This window comes from Corynebacterium sp. ES2775-CONJ, from assembly GCF_024814515.1.
GTDB lineage: Bacteria > Actinomycetota > Actinomycetes > Mycobacteriales > Mycobacteriaceae > Corynebacterium.
This window is the reverse complement of record NZ_JANUXT010000001.1, coordinates 337,834-357,829: the sequence shown is the minus strand read 5'-3', so window position 1 is coordinate 357,829 and position 19,996 is coordinate 337,834. Positions and strand designations below refer to the sequence as shown.

At 53.2% G+C, this 19,996-nt stretch carries 16 protein-coding genes; 5 read left to right on the top strand and 11 right to left on the bottom strand.

All coding sequences use genetic code 11. The features are described from left to right. Nucleotides 1-7: 7 nt before the first annotated feature. The 5 genes from tkt (at nt 8) to pgl (ending at nt 6,600) form a co-directional block, all read left to right on the top strand. A complete protein-coding gene (tkt, locus tag NXT01_RS01635; RefSeq protein WP_259076826.1) occupies nt 8-2,098 on the top strand; it encodes a transketolase in 2,091 nt (696 codons plus the stop codon). Nucleotides 2,099-2,189: 91 nt separating this feature from the next. Beyond that, nucleotides 2,190-3,272 carry a transaldolase gene (tal, locus tag NXT01_RS01630; RefSeq protein WP_259076815.1) on the top strand — a complete coding sequence of 361 codons (1,083 nt, stop codon included), beginning with the start codon at nt 2,190-2,192 and terminating at the stop codon, nt 3,270-3,272. Between the two features lie 83 nt (nt 3,273-3,355). Then, nucleotides 3,356-4,915 carry a glucose-6-phosphate dehydrogenase gene (gene zwf / locus NXT01_RS01625; RefSeq protein ID WP_259076814.1) on the top strand — a complete coding sequence of 520 codons (1,560 nt, stop codon included), beginning with the start codon at nt 3,356-3,358 and terminating at the stop codon, nt 4,913-4,915. A gap of 17 nt (nt 4,916-4,932) precedes the next feature. Then, complete coding sequence (locus NXT01_RS01620) at nt 4,933-5,868, top strand: glucose-6-phosphate dehydrogenase assembly protein OpcA (RefSeq protein ID WP_259076812.1); 936 nt, start codon at nt 4,933-4,935, stop codon at nt 5,866-5,868. A gap of 21 nt (nt 5,869-5,889) precedes the next feature. After that, the gene (gene pgl / locus NXT01_RS01615) at nt 5,890-6,600 is read left to right on the top strand and encodes a 6-phosphogluconolactonase (RefSeq protein ID WP_259076810.1); all 711 of its coding nucleotides are present in this window, start codon (nt 5,890-5,892) and stop codon (nt 6,598-6,600) included. A 31-nt stretch (nt 6,601-6,631) separates the two neighbouring features. Here pgl and secG read toward each other — a convergent pair whose 3' ends face one another. From secG to NXT01_RS01560, 11 genes are all read right to left on the bottom strand, one after another. Beyond that, nucleotides 6,632-6,868 carry a preprotein translocase subunit SecG gene (gene secG / locus NXT01_RS01610; protein ID WP_259076808.1) on the bottom strand — a complete coding sequence of 79 codons (237 nt, stop codon included), beginning with the start codon at nt 6,866-6,868 and terminating at the stop codon, nt 6,632-6,634. 82 nt (nt 6,869-6,950) lie between these two features. Further along, nucleotides 6,951-9,719, bottom strand: a complete 2,769-nt coding sequence (gene ppc, locus NXT01_RS01605; protein WP_259076806.1) for a phosphoenolpyruvate carboxylase — start codon at nt 9,717-9,719, stop codon at nt 6,951-6,953. 173 nt (nt 9,720-9,892) lie between these two features. Further along, nucleotides 9,893-10,675, bottom strand: coding sequence for a triose-phosphate isomerase (tpiA, locus tag NXT01_RS01600; protein WP_259076803.1), 783 nt, complete (start codon nt 10,673-10,675; stop codon nt 9,893-9,895). A 98-nt stretch (nt 10,676-10,773) separates the two neighbouring features. Then, nucleotides 10,774-11,988: a phosphoglycerate kinase gene (locus NXT01_RS01595; RefSeq protein WP_259076801.1), complete on the bottom strand. Its 1,215-nt coding sequence runs from the start codon at nt 11,986-11,988 to the stop codon at nt 10,774-10,776. Between the two features lie 146 nt (nt 11,989-12,134). Further along, nucleotides 12,135-13,139, bottom strand: coding sequence for a type I glyceraldehyde-3-phosphate dehydrogenase (gene gap, locus NXT01_RS01590; protein ID WP_259076798.1), 1,005 nt, complete (start codon nt 13,137-13,139; stop codon nt 12,135-12,137). A 435-nt stretch (nt 13,140-13,574) separates the two neighbouring features. Continuing rightward, complete coding sequence (gene whiA, locus NXT01_RS01585) at nt 13,575-14,561, bottom strand: DNA-binding protein WhiA (RefSeq protein WP_259076796.1); 987 nt, start codon at nt 14,559-14,561, stop codon at nt 13,575-13,577. 94 nt (nt 14,562-14,655) lie between these two features. Continuing rightward, the gene (gene yvcK / locus NXT01_RS01580) at nt 14,656-15,663 is read right to left on the bottom strand and encodes a uridine diphosphate-N-acetylglucosamine-binding protein YvcK (protein ID WP_259076781.1); all 1,008 of its coding nucleotides are present in this window, start codon (nt 15,661-15,663) and stop codon (nt 14,656-14,658) included. A gap of 9 nt (nt 15,664-15,672) precedes the next feature. Continuing rightward, nucleotides 15,673-16,560, bottom strand: a complete 888-nt coding sequence (gene rapZ / locus NXT01_RS01575; protein WP_259076778.1) for an RNase adapter RapZ — start codon at nt 16,558-16,560, stop codon at nt 15,673-15,675. Between the two features lie 56 nt (nt 16,561-16,616). Next, nucleotides 16,617-18,638, bottom strand: coding sequence for an excinuclease ABC subunit UvrC (uvrC, locus tag NXT01_RS01570; protein WP_259076776.1), 2,022 nt, complete (start codon nt 18,636-18,638; stop codon nt 16,617-16,619). A gap of 2 nt (nt 18,639-18,640) precedes the next feature. Beyond that, nucleotides 18,641-19,141 carry a PH domain-containing protein gene (locus tag NXT01_RS01565; RefSeq protein WP_259076772.1) on the bottom strand — a complete coding sequence of 167 codons (501 nt, stop codon included), beginning with the start codon at nt 19,139-19,141 and terminating at the stop codon, nt 18,641-18,643. Nucleotides 19,142-19,308: 167 nt separating this feature from the next. Then, on the bottom strand, nt 19,309-19,941 hold the full coding sequence (locus NXT01_RS01560; protein WP_259076759.1) for a riboflavin synthase: 633 nt from the start codon (nt 19,939-19,941) through the stop codon (nt 19,309-19,311). Nucleotides 19,942-19,996 lie beyond the last annotated feature (55 nt).

The window sequence follows — 19,996 nt, the reverse complement described above, 5'->3', positions numbered from 1 at the left end:
TATCACTGTGACCTTATCTCCTGAGCTTAAAAAGCATACGGTTCGCAATTATCCAGATCACTGGAGTGATTTGGATACACAAGCCATTGACACCGCTCGCATCCTCGCTGCAGATGCCGTGCAGAAATGCGGCTCAGGGCACCCCGGCACCGCAATGTCACTGGCGCCGCTTGCCTACACCCTGTATCAGCACACGATGAATGTTGACCCCCAGGACGATCAATGGGTAGGCCGTGACCGTTTTGTACTCTCGTGTGGTCACAGTTCGCTCACTCAATATATCCAGCTGTTTTACGGAGGTTTTGGCCTGGAACTCGATGACCTCAAGGCCCTGCGTACCTGGGGCGCAAAGACCCCAGGTCACCCCGAGTACCGCCACACTAAAGGCGTGGAAATTACCACCGGACCACTCGGTCAAGGGTTAGCCTCCGCGGTGGGTATGGCTATGGCGGCACGCCGTGAGCGCATGCTATTCGATCCGGATACGCCCCAAGGTGAGTCACCATTCGATCACTATATCTACACCATCGCCTCCGACGGCGATATGCAGGAAGGGGTAACGTCTGAGGCCTGTTCGCTCGCGGGTACTCAGAAGCTAGGTAACCTCATCGTCTTTTGGGATGATAATAAAATCTCCATCGAAGAGGAAACCGATATTGCCTTTGACGAGGATGTTTGCGCACGCTATCGGGCGTATGGATGGCAAGTACTAGAAGTTGAGAGCGGCGAGGATATCGTCGCCATCGAAGAGGCTATTGCTGCGGCCCAGGCTGACCGCCAGCGTCCATCGTTTATTCGGGTTCGTACCATCATTGGTTATCCCGCCCCAACTATGATGAATACCGGCGCTGTCCATGGCGCTGCCCTGGGCGAAGAGGAAATCGCCGCCACAAAGCGAGAACTCGGCTTTGATCCTGAAATCCACTTCCCTATCAGCGATGAGGTATTAGCTCACACCCGCAATTTGGTCGAGCGCGGTGCAAATAAGCATGCCGAATGGTCACAGAAATTCGAGCAATGGTCTCAACAGCACCCCGAAAAACGGGAGCTCTTCGAGCGTCTTAATAAGCGTGAGCTACCAGCTGACTTCGATGCTGATCTACCGACGTGGGAGGCCGGGGACTCAGTGGCTACCCGCAAGGCCTCAGAGTCGGTCATTCAGGAACTGGCGAAAACCCTGCCTGAGCTTTGGGGCGGCTCCGCCGATCTAGCTGGTTCCAATAACACCGTGATGAAGAGTGAAAAATCATTCGGACCAGAGTCTATTAGCACCTCCACCTGGACTGCGGCACCAGATGGCCGTAACCTCCATTTCGGTATTCGCGAGCACGCCATGAGTGCGATTATGAACGGAATCGCGCTGCACGGGGGCACGAGGCCGTACGGCGGAACCTTCTTAATTTTCTCCGACTATATGCGCCCCGCTGTGCGTCTAGCCGCCCTCATGGGAACTGATGCTTACTATGTCTGGACCCACGATTCCATTGGACTTGGCGAGGATGGTCCCACTCACCAGCCAGTAGAGCAACTGGCAAGCCTTCGTGCTATCCCCGGACTATCACTTATTCGCCCCGCCGACGCTAACGAGACTGCAGCGGCTTGGCGCGCAGCGCTACTCTACAAGGAAGGCCCAAAGGGTTTAGCGCTCTCGCGCCAGAATCTCCCGGTCCTAGACGGCACTAAAGAGAAGGCTCGCGAGGGACTTCGTCGTGGCGCTTATATACTCAAGGAAGCCTCTGCCGCTACGCCTGAGGTCCTACTCATGGCCAGCGGATCCGAGGTTCAGTTGGTAGTAAAGGCAGCTGCTCAATTGGAGAAGGAGGGTATTGCCGCCCGCGTTGTTTCGGTTCCCTGCCTCGACTGGTTCGAGGAGCAAGACCAGGCCTACCAAGAGTCCGTACTGCCACCTCACGTACGCGCCCGCGTTGCTGTTGAGGCGGGAATCTCCATGCCGTGGCATCGCCACCTAGGATTGCAGGGGCGGGCTATATCGCTCGAACATTTTGGCGCCTCGGCTCCAGCCGACAAACTGTTTGAAGAATTTGGTTTCACGGTCGACAACGTCGTGAAAGCCGCTAAAGACAGTCTGGCTGCCTAGGAACCAGTAAAGAAGTAGTGCGGGCGGAACTGAGATCTGAAAGTTTCGCCCGCATTTAAATACTTTCGTTAAAAACCTCAAGGATGAAACCATGAATGCAATAGATAAGCTCCAAGCCGTTGGAACGTCCACCTGGTTAGATGACCTCAGCCGTGATCGCATTAACTCTGGAAATCTTCGACGAGTTATCTCCGACAAAAGTGTTGTGGGAGTGACCACCAACCCCGCTATTTTTGCTCATGCAATGTCGCAAGGCTCTGCCTATGATGATCAGATTGCAGCGCTTAAAGAGCAGGGAATGCCCGCAGACGAGGCCGTCTATGAAATGAGTATCCAAGATGTTCGCGACGCGTGCGATATTTTCCGGGATATCTACCTCGAAACTCAGGGGAAAGATGGCCGCGTCTCGATTGAAGTAGATCCGCGCATTTCAGATGATGCGGCCGCAACTTTAGCTCAGGCGCGGACCCTATGGGAGCGTGTTGATCGGGAAAACCTCATGATCAAGATCCCGGCCACCGAAGGCTCGCTCCCCGCAATATCAGCAGCACTTGCTGAAGGAATCAGCGTTAATGTCACGCTCATTTTCTCCGTCGAACGCTACGGCCAGGTGATCGAGGCCTATATCGACGGAATCAATGCCGCCTACCGAAACAATCTGGATGTGACAAAAATCCACTCTGTGGCTTCGTTTTTTGTCTCCCGACTCGACACCGAAATCGACGCGCGACTCGAAGATATCGGCACACCGGAAGCTCTGGCCATGCGGGGTAAAGCGGGCATAGCTAACGCTCGAGTGGCCTACGCGCTATTCGCTGATCAATTCAAGAGTGCAGATATGCCAGCAGGTGCGCATATTCAGCGGCCGTTGTGGGCTTCGACCGGCGTCAAAAATCCCAACTACCCCGCCACCCTGTATGTAACCGAGCTGGCGGGCCCACTAACCGTTAATACAATGCCTGAGAGCACAATTGATGCCACGCTTGAAGCGGAAGATATCAAGGGTGATACCCTCAGTGAAGCCGAGAACGACGCGGCCAAGGTGCTCAGCACCTTACAAGATCTAGGTATTGATCTGCCAGATGTTTTCGAAAAGTTGGAAGCTGAAGGGGTCGAGAAATTCGTGGCAGCGTGGGAGGACCTGCTGGAATCAATGGGAGCTCGGCTGCAGTAATAGCGAAGCCCTCATTGCAGTGGGCTATCGCGGTTATGTGCAGAGTGTGAGGTTAATTCTGGTGCCGAGTAAGATGCGAGGACGTGAGTAAAAGCGTGCAAAAAATAGATAGTGATCCTCAAGAGTGGCTTCATCCGTTAAGAAGCACCAGCGACAAAAGGCTACCTCAGATAGCTGGCCCCTCTGGCATGGTGATCTTCGGAGTGACTGGTGACTTGGCTCGGAAAAAACTCTTACCAGCCATTTACGATCTCGCCTCCCGCGGGTTATTACCAGCTGGATTCTCCCTCGTGGGCTACGGTCGCCGCGACTGGACAAAAACGGATTTTGAAGAATATGTTCTCAAGGCGGTTAAATCTGGAGCCCGCACTGACTTCAATGAGAATATTTGGCACCGATTGGCCGAGGGCATGCACTTTGTTCGAGGCAATTTTGATGATGACCAGGCATTTGATTCGCTCGCAGCCAAGCTTGAAGAACTGGATCGCGACCGTGGAACCGCAGGTAACTGGGCATTTTACCTTTCGGTGCCGCCGGACTATTTCTCCGATGTCTGCCACCAGCTAGAGCGCTCCGGAATGGCTAAGGGCCCCAAGGGCTCATGGCGACGGGTCATCGTGGAAAAGCCCTTCGGGCATGACCAGAAAACTGCGAGAGAGCTAAACAATATCATTAATTCCGTCTTCCCAGAGCACGCGGTCTTTCGCATCGATCACTATCTAGGCAAAGAAACTGTGCAAAATATTATGGCGCTGCGCTTTGCCAATCAGCTTTTCGATCCGCTCTGGAATTCCCACTATATTGACCACGTGCAAATTACTATGGCCGAAGATATCGGTCTAGGAGGGCGCGCTGGCTACTATGACGGCATCGGGGCTGCCCGCGATGTTATTCAAAATCACTTGATCCAACTTCTCGCTCTCGTTGCCATGGAAGAACCGATCGACTTCACTCCAGAACAACTCCAAGCAGAAAAGATTAAAGTACTGCGCGCAACCCGCCCTGTTGAGCCCTACGGTAAAACTACTGCTCGAGGCCAATACACGGCTGGCTGGCAAGGGTCTGAATTTGTCCGAGGTTTGCGCGAGGAAGATGGATTTGATCCAGATTCCACAACCGAAACATACGCCGCCTGTACCTTAGAAATTAATTCTCGTCGATGGGCCGGGGTCCCCTTCTTTTTGCGAACAGGTAAACGACTGGGGCGTCGCGTCACTGAAATAGCTCTCATATTCAAAGATGCCCCCCATCAACCTTTCTCCGAGGGATCACGCCACGCCCAGGGCCCAAATGTAGTTGTTATTAGGGTTCAGCCCGATGAAGGGATGCTGCTGCGCTTTGGCTCTAAGGTCCCAGGGTCGGGAATGGAAGTGCGCGATGTGAATATGGACTTCTCCTACAGCGAAGCTTTTACAGAAGAATCTCCTGAAGCCTACGAACGTCTCATTCTTGATGCCCTCCTCGATGAGGCGTCTCTCTTCCCCACCAACGAGGAGGTTGAACTCTCTTGGAAGATTCTCGACCCAATCCTCGATTATTGGGCTAGGCGCGGGCGTCCCGATGAATATGCTGCAGGTACGTGGGGGCCCGCTTCTGCTGATCGTATCCTCGCTGGTTCGCACCGTGTGTGGCGGCGTCCATAGATGAAGGTAGCAAACTGATGATTTTTTGCCTAGATAATTCCAGTACCAGCGAGATTGCTAATACCCTGGTAAAAATGCGTGATAATGGCATGCAGGGCACCACGTCCCGAGTGCTTACTTTGCTGGTAGTCGTCGCAGCTACTGATCCTCTTGAGAGCATCATCGAGGCAACTAAGATGGCTTCGCGAGAACATCCTTCTCGTGTCATCGTTCTTGTCAAAGGCGATACCGACGCTGACCATCACCTCGATGCTGAGGTGCGGATCGGAGGTGATGCGGGTGCTTCCGAGCTCATTATCATGAAGCTCCACGGTGAGGTCAATGACCACCTGGTTCATGTGGTGACTCCGTTGCTGCTTCCAGATACCCCAATTGTAGTCTGGTGGCCATTTAGCTCCCCCGCTTTTCCTAGCGAGGATCCGCTGGGAAAGATAGCCCAACGTCGTATCACCGATGCACGCTTTGATAAACTTGTCGATGCTTTGTACCACCGCCGCAACTCCTATGCGCCAGGTGATACCGATATCGCATGGGCTCGTCTCACCCCATGGCGCGGCGTATTAGCTTCGGCATTGGATCAACCTCCACATGAGGACATTCGCTCAATTACAGTCTTCGGTCCTGCGAACTCACCTTCTGTCGATTTGGCAGCTGGTTGGCTGGTCGATCGATTAAGGGTACCCACGACCAGAAAGATTTTGGAGGTGGACTCCGATGACGAGATCCCAGTGGCATTGGTGGAGATCGAAAGAGAATCTGAAATATTGGTGCTTCGATCAGACCCTCAAAATCAGACAATTTGTGTTGAATCGGGCGATATGAAGGCCAAGGTGGCGGTCAATGTTCGCTCAACGGCAGACTGCTTAGCAGAGGAACTTCGTCATCTCGATCCCGATGCCGCATACCACAAGGCTCTGCGTGGCCTAACCGCCGTTCATTACCCATCGGTTTAATTTCTGAAGGAACTAAGAGAAATGGTAAAAATAAACAGCTTTAACACCGTGGAGCCGCTTCTAGAACAGGCTGCAAGAGACCTTAGGCGTCTTATACTCTCGATTAACAGCACAGGTGGAGCGCACTCCGACGGTGTGGCCCGGATCGTGCTGACAGGCGGTGGGGCTGGGATTGGCATCCTCAGAGAACTGAGGACCATGGATATCAATTGGGAACTCGTTCATCTCTTCTTCGGTGATGAACGTAATGTGTCCGTCGATCACAGCGATTCTAACGAAGGACAGGCGAGGGAGGCGCTCCTAGACCACATTGATATTCCTGAGGCGAATATCCATGGGTACGGATTAGGTGGAGTCGACTTAGAGGACGCGGCGCACTCCTATGAAGCTGTCCTGAGCGATTTTGCTCCCCAAGGTTTCGATCTTCACCTCTTGGGAATGGGCGGCGAGGGCCATATCAATTCCATATTCCCTCACTCTCCTATCCAAAAGGAAAGTCGACGATTAGTTCTCCCCGTTTTCGATTCACCTAAGCCACCGCGGGAGCGCGTATCTTTGACCTACCCGGCGATTCGCCGCTCAGATTATGTGTGGTTCTTGGTCTCTGGGTCAGAGAAATCCCGGGCAGCATCTGCGTTGGTTGGGTGCGAGGATTTTACCCAGTGGCCGGCTACTGGTGCGTATGGGCGAAAGGAAACAGTTCTCTACGCGACTCAGGATGTACTCAGTTAAGAAAAAATCCCCTCGTTAGAGGGGATTTTTCTTATACTGCATAAGATTGGATGAGATTTAGAGCAACGATACAGGTCATCCAGATGAGCCCTGTAACAATGGTGAAGCGATCGAGGTTCTTTTCTACCACGGTAGATCCCGAAAGGTTAGACTGAACGCCGCCACCAAAAAGGCTGGAGAGTCCGCCACCTTTACCGCGGTGCAATAAAACAAACAGAGTCATCAAAACACTGGAAAGCACCAAAATAATCTGCAGGGCGAGAACCATTTAATAAAACCTTCTTTGATTCGTTTTCACAGCTACCCTATGGAGCAGCTTTTCGTCTTCACCATGATACACCACATTATCACTAGCCTGAATTCCGCAGTGCGGTTGCTAAACCGTTCATCGTTAAACGAATCCCGTAGCCGACGGAGGCCTCTCGGTCACCCTCGGATCCATCTGCACGATACCGTCTCAGCAATTCCGCTTGGATAACATTGAGTGGCAGCAGATAAGGATACCGGCGACGCACTGATCGAGCGAGCTGCGGGTTGTCGTAGAGCAGTTCTCTGGCTCCCGAAATAGCGAGGAACATTTCCTTAGTGAGCTCGTATTCTGCCTGGATCGTTTCATAGATCCGAATAGCGGCTTCTTGATCTTCAACTAATTCTGAATACAACTTGGCTAGAGTCATTTCAGTCTTCGACATCACCTGGGCCATATTGGACAGCAGCGCATCGAAGAATGGCCACTCCTTATAGAGCATCCTTAGCTTTTCTAGGCGTGCGTTAGGATCTTCACCCTGTTCAATCCAGCATTTCAGCGCGGTTCCCACGCCAAACCATCCGGGCAGCATCACGCGTGATTGGGTCCAGCTTAGTACCCATGGAATAGCCCGTAGATCTGAGATAGCCTCAGTCTGCTTGCGCGAGGCAGGGCGTGACCCTATATTCAGTGACCCAATCTCAGCCAGCGGCGTCGATGCTTTGAAATAGTCAATGAAACCTGGGTCCTCATGAGCTAAAGCTGCATACTTTTCCTGGCTTAGGGCCGAGATATCTCGCATAATCTGGTGTGCTTCTTCTCGCGCGGGATTCTTCTTTTTCAGTAGCGTCGCCTCTATAGTGGCAGCAAGCAGTGTTTCCAGATTACGACGGGCCGTCTCCAGCGTTCCATATTTGGCAGATATAACCTCTCCCTGTTCGGTGATGCGCACCGCGCCCTGAACAGCACCATGCGGTTGGGCTAATATCGCGTCGTAAGAAGGTCCGCCTCCTCGACCCACAACACCTCCGCGGCCATGGAATAAACGCAGCCTGATATTATGGCGCTGGCTAAGTTGAACGAGATCCACTTCGGCGTCGTAGAGCGCCCAATTCGCGGCAAAGTATCCTCCGTCCTTATTGGAATCTGAATATCCGAGCATGACCTCCTGCATATCGCCGCGCTGGCGAAGGTAGGAACGGTAAAGCGGGATGCCCCATAGCTCCTCGAGGATAGTAGAACCAGCGGCCAAATCATCGATAGTCTCAAATAGCGGAATAATATCGATATCGCCTGTGGGATGATCTCCGTTGGCCTCGATAATGCCGAACTCTTTGAGTAGTACCATCGGCTCTAAGATATCGGAAACGGATTGTGCCATCGATATGATCGAGTGAGGAATCATCCGAGGACCGAACTTATCTATCGCCCGCTTAGCTTCTTCGAGCAAATCAAGCTCGCGTTGGGTGGCCTCGCTGAAGTCTCCTCCGCTCTTAGAAATGAGTGGTCGCCGCGAGCGCAATTCGCGCAAGAGTATTTCTCTCTTAGACTGCTCATCGAGGCTACGATAATCTTCTGTCACCTGAGCGTGGGCGAAGATCTCTGTCAGAGCGTCCTCGTAGCTATCAGAATTTTGACGTAAATCCATCGAGTAGAGATTGAAACCGAAGGTCATGAGGGCCGTGCGCACTAACGCTAATCGGTCTTCAGCGATTGTGTCATCATTTGAAGCACGCAGCGAGGCGTCAATGATCTCTAAGTCACGAGCAGTTTCCTCGGCGCTGGCATAAGGTTCATGGATCTGGTACCAATCGTCCTCTGGTGCGGCGGATTCGATGAGGGAGGCTAGAGTGGCCATCATGCGACCGCGAATTCCATGAATCGCACGTCGATAGGGTTCATCCACACGGCCGGGTATATCGTTGTGCCCCTGAGCGGCCAGTTCTAGTAGCTCTTCGGTGACGCTCGAAATCCGGTCTGAGATACTGAGTTCATGTTCGAGCTTATGCAGCTGCGCTATATAGTATTTCAGGACAGTTTCGGCAGCACGGGTAGTGGCATAATGAAGCGTTTTTGCTGTGACATAGGGGTTTCCGTCGTGATCACCACCGATCCACGAGCCTGGCTTGATGGCAGCGCCTTCACGGGCGCGGATGCCATAGTGGTCAAAAAGTTGGTGCTTCACGCTTTGGTTAAGCTCAGGGATGGCCTGCAGAAGGGCTAATTTATAGTACCGCAAACCCACCTCAATCTCGTCTTCGATTGTCGGCCGGGCTACTCGCATCAAAGCAGTCTGCCAGAGGGTATTCATCCATCGCTTAATCTCATTCTCGATGTGGGACAACCGGGATTGAGTGAGGGCATTTTCTCCAGCTTGAATAACTCGGTGCCGGCGTCTGAGCTGCTCAGTGATATGACTCTGGGCATCAAATACTGTGCGACGTCGAGTTTCGGTGGGGTGCGCGGTTAGTACCGGCGCGATTTCGGCATTGGCTAGCATATCCGCTATATCTTCCCCAGCTACTTCGGAGTCGACGAGCTTTTTCCAGGTTGCTTCCAAAGTGGAGTCTTTTGCTGGCTCCCCCTTCTCGCGCGAAGCAACAAATTCGCAATGGTCGTGAAGGTCCTCCACAACGTTGGCCAGGAGAGCAAAGTGGTAGAAGCCGCGAACCACAGGCAGGAATGCTTCTGAAGTTTGGTCACGGAACATAGCAACTAGCTCCTGGATACCTGCCTCATTTCTGGCTACCTTGAAGGACAGTTGCCGAGCCGCCTCGACCCGCTCGAGTACCTCCTCACCCTCTTGCTCTGCGATAACCTTGCCGAGGAGTGAACCGAGATACCGCATATCTTCTTTCACTGAAATTGTCATAACTGCTGATCAGCCTCACAATAGAAAAGTACTTTAAAACCGCCTGTGTTAACGCAACCGGCTGAATATGCGCCACCTACCCTAGTTGTTAGTGCACGCAGCGCTGAGATGGTGGACAAAAAGGAGAGGCTTCGACCTTCACAAGCGCCGAAGCCTCACCGTTAACCTCTTATTTATAGGGCGCCACCAGCAGCATTAGCTGCCAGTTTTGCGAATGCCTCACCGTCGAGGGAGGCACCGCCCACGAGGCCTCCATCTACATCGGGCTGAGACACTAACTCAGCCACAGTCTCAGCCTTTACCGAACCGCCATAGAGGATCCGCATCTGATGAGCGATCTCCTCGCCGGCCAGTTCCTTGAGCAAACCGCGGATTGCGGCGCATACTTCTTGAGCATCCGCAGCGGAAGCAACTTTGCCGGTACCGATTGCCCAGACCGGCTCATATGCGATCACGGTCTTGGCGAGATCATCGGCGCTCAGTCCGGCCAGCGATGCACGAGTTTGCTCGACTACATACTCTACGTGCTGTCCAGCCTCACGGATGGGCAGTTCTTCGCCGACACATACTATGGGGTGCATGCCATGCTTGAGCGTAACTTGAGCTTTGGCGGCGACGAGTTCATTACTTTCCCCGTGGTATTCGCGACGCTCAGAGTGGCCGATAACAACCCAGGAGCAGCCGAGTTTCTCGAGCATGCCAGCTGCAATTTCGCCAGTATAGGCGCCAGATTCGTGACGGGATACGTCTTGAGCGCCGTAGGTGATCTGTAGCTTGTCACCCTCTACGAGGGTTTGCACCGAGCGTAAATCAGTAAAAGGTACAGTCACTGCGACGTCGACCTTCTCGTAGTACTCCTTGGGCAAAGCAAAAGCGAGCTTTTGAACGCAGGCAGTCGCCTCGAGGTGATTGAGGTTCATCTTCCAGTTGCCAGCGATAAGTGGTTTACGTGCCATATTTTTCACATTCCTTTCCGTGCGAACCTCACGGGATTCGCCGGGTAGTCGATCCATTGAGGCAAGGAGGTTGTATCCTTGCCTAGTGTTGAAGTCTTCTAGCCTTCCAGTACCTTCACGCCAGGCAATTCTTTACCTTCAAGGAATTCTAGGGAGGCGCCACCACCAGTGGAGATATGGCTAAATCCCTCCTCCTTGAGGCCAAGGCTACGGACAGCGGCCGCGGAATCGCCGCCACCAACAACGGAGAAGGCTCCGCCAGAGGTAGCATCGATGATTGCTTCAGCGATTCCCTTAGTGCCCTTCGAGAAAGCCTCAAATTCGAAGACGCCCATGGGTCCGTTCCAGAAGATGGTCTTAGCTTCCTTAATCACAGCGGCGTATTTCTTGACAGTTTCAGGTCCAACATCCAAGGACATCCATCCCTCCGGAATGCTGTCGCGTTCAACGATCTTGGTTTCTGCGTCTTGAGCGAAGTGGGAGGCGGAAACGAGATCAACAGGAAGAACGAGCTTGTCTCCAAAAGTTTCCATCAGAGAACGGCAGTTATCAATCTGTTCCTCCTGAAGCAGGGATTCTTGAACGTTGATGCCCTTGGCTGCGAGGAAGGTATAGCACATGCCTCCGCCGATAATGATCTTATCTGCCTTGCTGGCAAGTGCTTCGATTACCCCGAGTTTATCGGAGACTTTGGCGCCCCCCAGGATGACGGTATACGGGCGCTCGGGAGCGTCCACCATCTTGCGGAGCACGTCGATTTCCTTTTGCACCAGATGACCAGCATAGTGGGGCAGCCGCTTGGCCACATCATAAACCGATGCTTGAGCACGGTGGACAACGCCGAATCCATCGGATACAAAGGCCCCCTTCTCAGCAGCAAGGGCTACGAGCTGGTCGGCGAAGCTGCCACGCTCGCCTTCGTCTTTCGAAGTTTCACGAGGGTCGAAGCGTACATTCTCAAGCAGCAGGACATCTCCATCGTTGAGGCCATTAGCGCGCTCGTGGGCGTCCTCCCCCACGACATCCGCTGCTAGAGCGACGTACTGTCCGAGGGCCTCAGACAGGGCCTCTGCGACAGGAGCGAGGGAATATTTTTCGTTCACTTCACCCTTGGGGCGGCCCAGATGGGCCATGAGAATAACGCGGGCACCGGCTTCGGAAAGAGCCTTAATAGTAGGCAGCGAGGCAGTGATACGACCGGCGTCGGTAATTTCACGGGCGTCGTTGAGTGGAACGTTGAAATCAGAGCGCACGAGGATGTGGCGTCCGCTCACGCCTTCTTTGATGAGATCTTGGAGAGTTTTGACAGCCATTTTAAGACAAGCCTTTCTAGAGGTAATGAGGAGAAAACAAGAGGAAAGCCCCAGCCCCTACCGTGAGGTAAGTGCCGGGACTTTCACTAGTCTGTGCCGCTAGAGGTACTATGACGATGACTCACGAGCGGCTCAGATCACGTTTCTTAGAGGCGCTCGCCCACGTACTCGGTGAGAGCAACAAGCTGGTTGGAGTAGCCCCACTCGTTGTCGTACCAAGAAACAACCTTCACCTGGTCGCCGATGACCTTGGTCAGACCGGAATCGAAGATGGAAGGGGAAGGGTGGGTAACGATATCAGTGGATACCAAAGGCTCATCACTGTAGGTAAGAGCACCCTTGAGCGCGCCCTCAGCGGCCTTCTTCACGATCTCATTGACTTCTTCAACGCTGGTCTCGCGGGAAGCGGTGAAGGTCAAGTCGGTAGCGGAACCAGTGATAACTGGAACGCGCATTGCAAAGCCGTCAAGTTTGCCTTTGAGCTCTGGGAGAACCAAGGCAACAGCCTTGGCTGCACCGGTGGAGGTAGGCACGATATTCACGGCTGCAGCGCGGGCACGGCGCAAGTCGCTGTGAGGTGCATCGTGGATGCGCTGATCACCGGTATAAGCGTGGATGGTGGTCATGAGACCCTTTTCAATGCCAAGACCATCATTAAGGGCCTTAGCAAGAGGTGCCAGGCAGTTAGTGGTGCAGGATGCGTTGGAGATGATGTGATGGTTCGCAGGATCGTAGTCGGTGTGGTTGACACCAACAACGAAGGTTGCATCTTCGTTCTTTGCTGGAGCGGAGATGATAACCTTCTTCGCTCCGGCCTCGAGGTGAGCCTTCGCTGCATCAGCGTTGGTGAAGAAACCAGTGGACTCGATAACGATGTCAACGTTGAGGTCGCCCCATTTGAGGTTCTTTGGATCGCGCTCTGCAGTGACAACGATCTTGTGGCCATCTACGGTGATGGACTCGTCGTCGAAAGCGACCTCTTTACCCAAGCGGCCTAGAACGGAGTCGTTCTTGAGCAGGTGAGAAAGGGTCTTGTTATCGGTCAGGTCGTTAACTGCTACAACCTCGATATCGGCGCCGCGCGCCTCAATGGCACGGAAGAAGTTGCGGCCAATACGACCGAAGCCGTTAATACCAACACGAATAGTCACTGATTATCTCCTTGAAAAAGTAGAAATACTTGTTTTGTCCGACATATGAGTCCGAAGCTGAGTTAGATCCCGTATGGGAATTTCTCACTTACGCAAATGCTTCGAAAGCTTTGTGCCGTCACCTTTACAGTGTAGCGAGTTATGGGTCTTTGCGCACGGATGATTTCATCGAGCGTATAGCGGCCATTTCGGCTTCTCTGCCATCTTTGGGGGTACTTTCCTGCGATATAACCCCTGAAAATTGAGAATCCGGTTCTCAAAAACCACATAGCTAGGCATGTCTACCCCCAAAGGTGCCACCCCTATCCCATAGTTCATAACAATCGTATGTGGGATTCCCACTTCTTTAGTGAGGCCGGGTGAATATGGTCACACCGCTATCTCATGCGAAGAGAACGAGGATCGGACTTCGTGAAAAAGACAGTCCAATAACAGCTATAGCTCGTCCAGTAGCTCCTCGGTAACCGCGGTCAGGGTATTGGGAAGACCAAGTTCCTCTGCGCGTTTGTCAGCCATGGATAAGAGCCGCCTGATTCGACCGGCCACTGCATCTTTGGTCATTTGGGGATCAGCAAGCCTCCCTAGCTCCTCCAATGAAGCTTGGCGGTGTCTCACCCTCAGTAAGCCTGCTTCTGCAAGATGGTCGGGAACATCGTCCCCTAAGATCGCCATGGCTCGTTCTACCCGGGCAGCCGCCGCCACTGCGGCACGCGCTGAGCGACGGAGATTGGCATCGTCGAAATTGGCCAGTCTATTCCCGGTTGGGCGAGCGTCCAAGCGCTGACGTTTTTGGTCCCACTGGATGCGACTGGAATGAGCGCCAAGCCGCGATAGCAGTGCCGAAATGGCCTCGCCGTCGCGAATAGTTACTTTCTCCTGTCCCCGTGACTCTTTAGTCTTTGCGGTTATGCCAAAACGCCTCGCACACCCAGCCAAAGCCAGGGATGCCTCTTGTCCGGGGGCAGCGATCTCTAAACCGCTGCTGCGCCCTGGGTCGCCTAGCGTGCCCGCAGCCAGGAAAGCTCCTCGCCATGCCGCCTCTTGGTCTGTGACCGCCCCTGCAATGACTTGGGGTGGTAGACCAACAACGGTATGTCCTGAGCGAGTGACGAGTCCCACGCGCCGGATGAGCTTATCAGCATCCTCGCTTATTCTCAGCAAGTATTTGGGGGCTTTCCTTGAGGAATGCGCACCTAGTTCCATCAGGGAAACGTGGTTTCCAAATAGATCCTCGATCTCTTCCTTGACGCGGCGCGCCACGCAGAGCGCATCGAGCTCTATCTCTACGACGATATGATGCGGAAGGTGCTCGATTGTCCCCGCCAAACGTATAACGGCTGCGATTTCGGCAATGCGTGAGCTTCGCCGAGTGACCGTCACAGTGCACAGTTCTTGCTTTATCTGAGCGCTTAGTCCGGTCATACGACACACCTTCTTTTCCAGTGATCTCTATAATTGGGCGGCCAGCATTCACCTCGACTCATCAGGATTGGCTGCTCGCCAAGGAGATATTGTACTAGCTGTGGCGAGAATGGAGAGTTCCCTCCCCCTCACCCGCCCGATCTGAATACTCCTGTCGCAGTGCAGCTGCCAATTTCCGGGGGTCGTGACGTGAAGTATAAGCCCCCCTATAGTCTGCTTCTCTCAGATCGTAGAATTTTAATTGTGCTCCTATGCTCTCAGCAGCACGCTCGAGGTGAGTGCGATCAGCTTGTGTACCCAATGCAGAGGAATCAGCAATAACGATATCGGCGCTAAAGTTCTGCGCATGCTGTCGCATAATATGCAAGTGTCGTTCCGCACTAAAGCCGGCTGTCTCCCCTGGTTCGGCATCCAAATTGAGTATGACGATACGGAGCGCGGAGCTTTGATTAATGGCTTCCACCATCTCAGGAACAAGCAAATGCGGCAAGACCGAGGAAAACCAAGATCCAGGTCCCAAAGTAATCACATCGGCCTGCTCCACTGCGCAAAGTGCTTCAATGCATGCCGACGGCTTATCGGGGATAAGCCGCACTCGGCGCACCTGGCCCACAGTGGTGGCAACAGCTACTTGCCCCCGCACTTCGCGCATAATTCTTGGATCCGATTCCAGCCCTTGGACCTCCGCCTCGATATCAAGTGGTTGATCAGCAAGCGGTAGTACGCGACCCTCCGCTCGTATCATCTCAGCAACGGCATCGAGAGCCGCCACTTCGGAACCGAGCACGTCATAAAGACCAGAGATGAGCATATTGCCCACTGCGTGTCCTGCTAACGCTCCGTGCCCTCCAAAGCGGTGCTGTAGAGTTTCCTCCCACAGTTTTCCCCGCTCATCGTTTGGAGCAAGAGCTGCGAGAGCCATCCGCAGATCCCCTGGAGGTATTTGACCAAGTTCGCGGCGGATTCGACCAGAAGATCCTCCGTCGTCTGCGACGGTTACGATCGCAGTGATTTGGTGCGGGCTAAGTTGGCGCACCGCGCGTAGGGTTTGGAAGAGGCCATGGCCGCCGCCGAAACTTGCCACTCGAGTATCAAAAAACATTAGTCCAGCCTAGTGGCGATCGATATCGCGATGGCTAACGGTGATATCAAGATCGTCGATAGCACTGAGCCGCCGCCCGATCTCCTCCGCGATGGCAACTGAGCGGTGATGTCCACCAGTACATCCGATCGATACAGTGATAAAACGCTTGCCTTCATGGGCGAAGCCCTCGCGCATATCCACGAGCATGCGGAAAAAATTGTCGAGAAATTCTTCTGCTGCCGGTTGACTCAGAACATATCGGGCTACTGGCGCATCGATACCTCGGAACGGCCGCAACTCCGGAACCCAGAACGGGTTGGGCAGGAAGCGGACGTCCACCATGATATCGGTATCTCGTGGGGTGCCGTGCTTGAAGCCGAAGGATTGAACGGTAATATGCTGTTTTTGGCCAGAGAAATCCGAGAAGTTTGGCTCGATTGATCGGCGCAAGTCATGTACTGAGAGATCAGAGGTATCGATAACGACATCAGCGGATTCCTTGATGGTGGCGATGAGTTCGCGTTCGCGCTCAATGCCGACCAGTAGAGTGCCGCTGCCTTGGAGGGGATGGGTACGACGCAAGTTATCAAAACGCTTGATGAGCACATCGTCACGCGCATCCATGAACATGACCAGCGGTTGCAGTCCCTTTTTCTTCAACTCATCGATGACTTCATCGAGGCCAAAAGAGAAGTCAAGAGACCGCACATCTGAAACTATTGCGAGCTTATTGACAGGGGAGCTATCTCGCGCGCAGAATTCCACCAAATTGACTAGCAATTGTGGAGGTATATTTTGGGTGACGTACCAGCCCATATCCTCGAGCACTCGAGCTGCCGATGATAGTCCGGCTCCCGACATCCCCGTAATAATGACCGGTGGGTACTCAGGATTAGCTAAAGAGTCAGTGTGCATACCAAAGATTATAACGGTCTCAGAAGCTTCCGCGGGCTTAAAGCTGGATGCGGGAATCAGGAATCTTTATGCAAGGCTTGGAAAACCTGAGCCGCAAGTGCTGGGCCGAATCCCTTAACCTCACGGATTTCTTCTTCGGTTGCAGCCTTTAATTTTTTAACGCTGCCAAAATGTTTAACTAGTTGAGAACGTCGATAGGTTCCTAACCCTGGAATATCGTCCAACTCACTCCGGCGCATACGAGTACTGCGCTGCTGTCGGTGAAAAGTTATAGCGAAGCGGTGGGCTTCATCGCGTAACTGTTGAATGAGGAAGAGCGCTGCGGAATTTCGTGGCAGAATGAGCGGGTACTCCTCCTGGGGTATCCACACTTCTTCTAGACGTTTTGCGATTCCAATCACTGCCACATCGGTTATCCCTAATTCATCAAGGACAGCCTGGGCTGCGTTGACTTGAGGGAGGCCGCCGTCGACGACGAAAAGCTGAGGCGCATAGGCAAAGCGCTGACCCTGGTCCTCGTTCAATTCCTCATCGCTGAAAACATCGCTAGTGTCCTCGGGCATGGCACGCTTATCTTCTTGATAGCGCAGGAATCTACGCCGTGTTACCTCGGCTATTGAGGCGACATCATTAGAATGCCCATCCCCCGCTGCCTCTTTAATTTTATAGCGTCGATAGTCGGATTTCTTCGGTAGACCATCTTCGAAAACTACGAGAGAAGCTACAACATCTGTGCCCTGGATATGGGAGATATCGGTGCATTCAATGCGTAGCGGTGCTTGTTCGAGGAAGAGTGCATCCTGGATCTCTTGAAGGGCTGCCGATCGAGCTGTGAGATCACCGACGCGTTTGATTTTATGTTGCTTCAGTGCTTCCTCAGCATTGCGTTCAACTGTTGTCATCAACGTGCGCTTATCACCGCGTTGTGGAATTCGGATATCGACGCCACTACCCCTTAGATCCTCGAGAAAAGCACGGGTGTGATCCACATCCGCGGGTGGAATCTGTACTAGCACCTGGCGTGGTACTACATCTCCAGGGCGCCGTGCCGCATGATCAGAATTGTGCGATTGCTGATCAACACCGCGCCTGATGATTTTCTTCTCAGATTCGAGCGTATAGCTTTCCTGCTCGAGCGCTTGTGAATAAAATTGGATGAGGAAATTTTGCATAACTTCGCGCAACTCCGCCTCTGTATCATCGGTGCGGTCTACCACCCATCCCCGTTGACCGCGCACCCTGCCCTGGCGCACGTGGAAGAGTTGAATGGCGGCGGCGAGAGGATCGTGTGCAAGGGCTATAACATCGGCATCGGTGCCATCGCTGAGCACGATTGCCTGCTGTTCGGTGATTTTATTGACTGCCCCCAGGTCGTCACGCAACCTGGCCGCCTTCTCAAAGTCGAGCTCTTCAGCTGCTGCGAGCATCTCCCGTTCTATTCGTTTAACCACTGAGTCGGTACTGCCAGACATAAAGCTCACTAGACCATTAACGATCGCACGGTGCTCCGCTTCATCGACCTTCCCTGTGCACGGCGCACTGCATTTATCGATATAGCCCAACAAACATGGACGGCCCAGCGATTCGTGGCGTTGGAACACTCCCTTGGTGCACGTGCGCATGGGAAAAACGCGAGTCAAAAGATCTAAGGTTTCCCGCACCGCCCACGCGTGGGAAAAGGGCCCGAAATACCTAATTCCCTTTCGTTGCGGGCCGCGGTAGAAAAACGCTCGGGGAAAGCGTTCACCGACGCTGACCGCCAACACTGGGTAGGACTTATCATCTCGGTACTTAATGTTGAACTGCGGGTCGAATTTTTTAATCCACGTATATTCCAGTTGTAGCGCCTCAACCTCGCTACCGACGACTGTCCATTCCACTGCCGCTGCAGTGGTGACCATTTGGCGAGTACGTGGATGTAGCTGAGAAAGATCTTGAAAATAGTTGCTCAGACGGTTACGGAGATTCTTAGCTTTCCCGACGTAGATCACCCGCCGATTGGGGTCGAGAAATTTATAGACGCCCGGCTCGCTTGGGATGGTCCCTTTGGCCGGGCGGTAGCTAGCTGGATCTGCCACTCTTAATCTTCCGGCATGAATTTAGCCTCAAGGGCGCGGAACTTCTCTACCGCGTCGACAGAACGCAGGCCATCGGCCTTGAGAATGGCCCAAATGGGAACGTATTCGAAGTCTGGTAACTCGAGACGCGCCATCCATGCTCGTTGAGGGATGTCCAGACCGTAAATGACTGCCCACGGATAAAATTGAGTGCCAATGAAATTGCGGACCTCCACCCCATCTTCGTTTGCACGTAGCCGAGGCCGTGAGAGTGCGATATAGATTACTGTGGCAAAAACGCAGCCAACGAGAAAATATCCTATCTGATCAATGAGGGTAACGGCCGCTCCGGTGTCTCCGACGGCAACGATAAAGGCCAAAAAGGTATGCAGCGCTACGGTAATCAGGGAAAATACGATGGCGTATAGTCGCATTTTGCCGCTGGATATATCAAGCATCCACGGCTTGGTGGTGGTAAGAGCCGCATCTGCTGCCACATAGTTCTGGAGCGTGCGCTCATTCATGCTGGTGGGCTTTTTTTCTTCCACTGCTCCCCTACTTTTCTGATCACAGTCGTCGTAGTGGCCATTCAATATGTTTCATAGAAGCATAGCTAATGATCCTGGACGATATCTTCCACTGGGGATTATACCGATATTTCAAAGGGTGCTTGGTAACCCAGGCTACTGGCTTAACCCTCTCCACCCATATCAAGTGCAATCTCCGAAGCTAGTACGGTGGGGCTACGGAGCTCTTTGAAGCGCGCGAGATACTTGCCCACTATATTAAATTCCACGTTAACGATATCGCCGGCGACAACCTTGGCCAGATTATTGGGTGTTGTCGGTACCGCTACCTCAAAGAATTCTGGGCCTAGCTGTTCGACGGCCAAACTGGTGCCGTTCAAAGCTACCGATCCCTTGAGAACCAGATATTTCGCACAGCCGACGGGAATGCCGAACCTCAGAATGTCACCGCTATGACCTTTGACCCGCGTTCTCAGCGTGCTCACGGTGTCGATGTGCCCTTCGACTATATGTCCCTCAAGTCGTGCATGCGCGTGCAGTGGGCGTTCAAGGTTAACGTGGGCCCCTCGTAGGAGGCGCCCTAAATTGCTGTGATCTAAGGTGTGCGTGGTGATATCACTCACCCAACCGCTCTCCCCAAGCGATTTGATGGCTAGACCCACACCATTTACGGCGATGATCGCGCCATTATCGGCATCACTAAGAACCTTTTGTGCGGCGAATTCAATCTCGGTGCAGTGGTCGCCTTTGCGAATATCTTTTACAATTCCCACTTCTTCGATGATTCCAGTGAACACGAACGGTTCTTCTTCCCATAGCAGATAGCCACGACCCAAGTCACAACCCTAAATA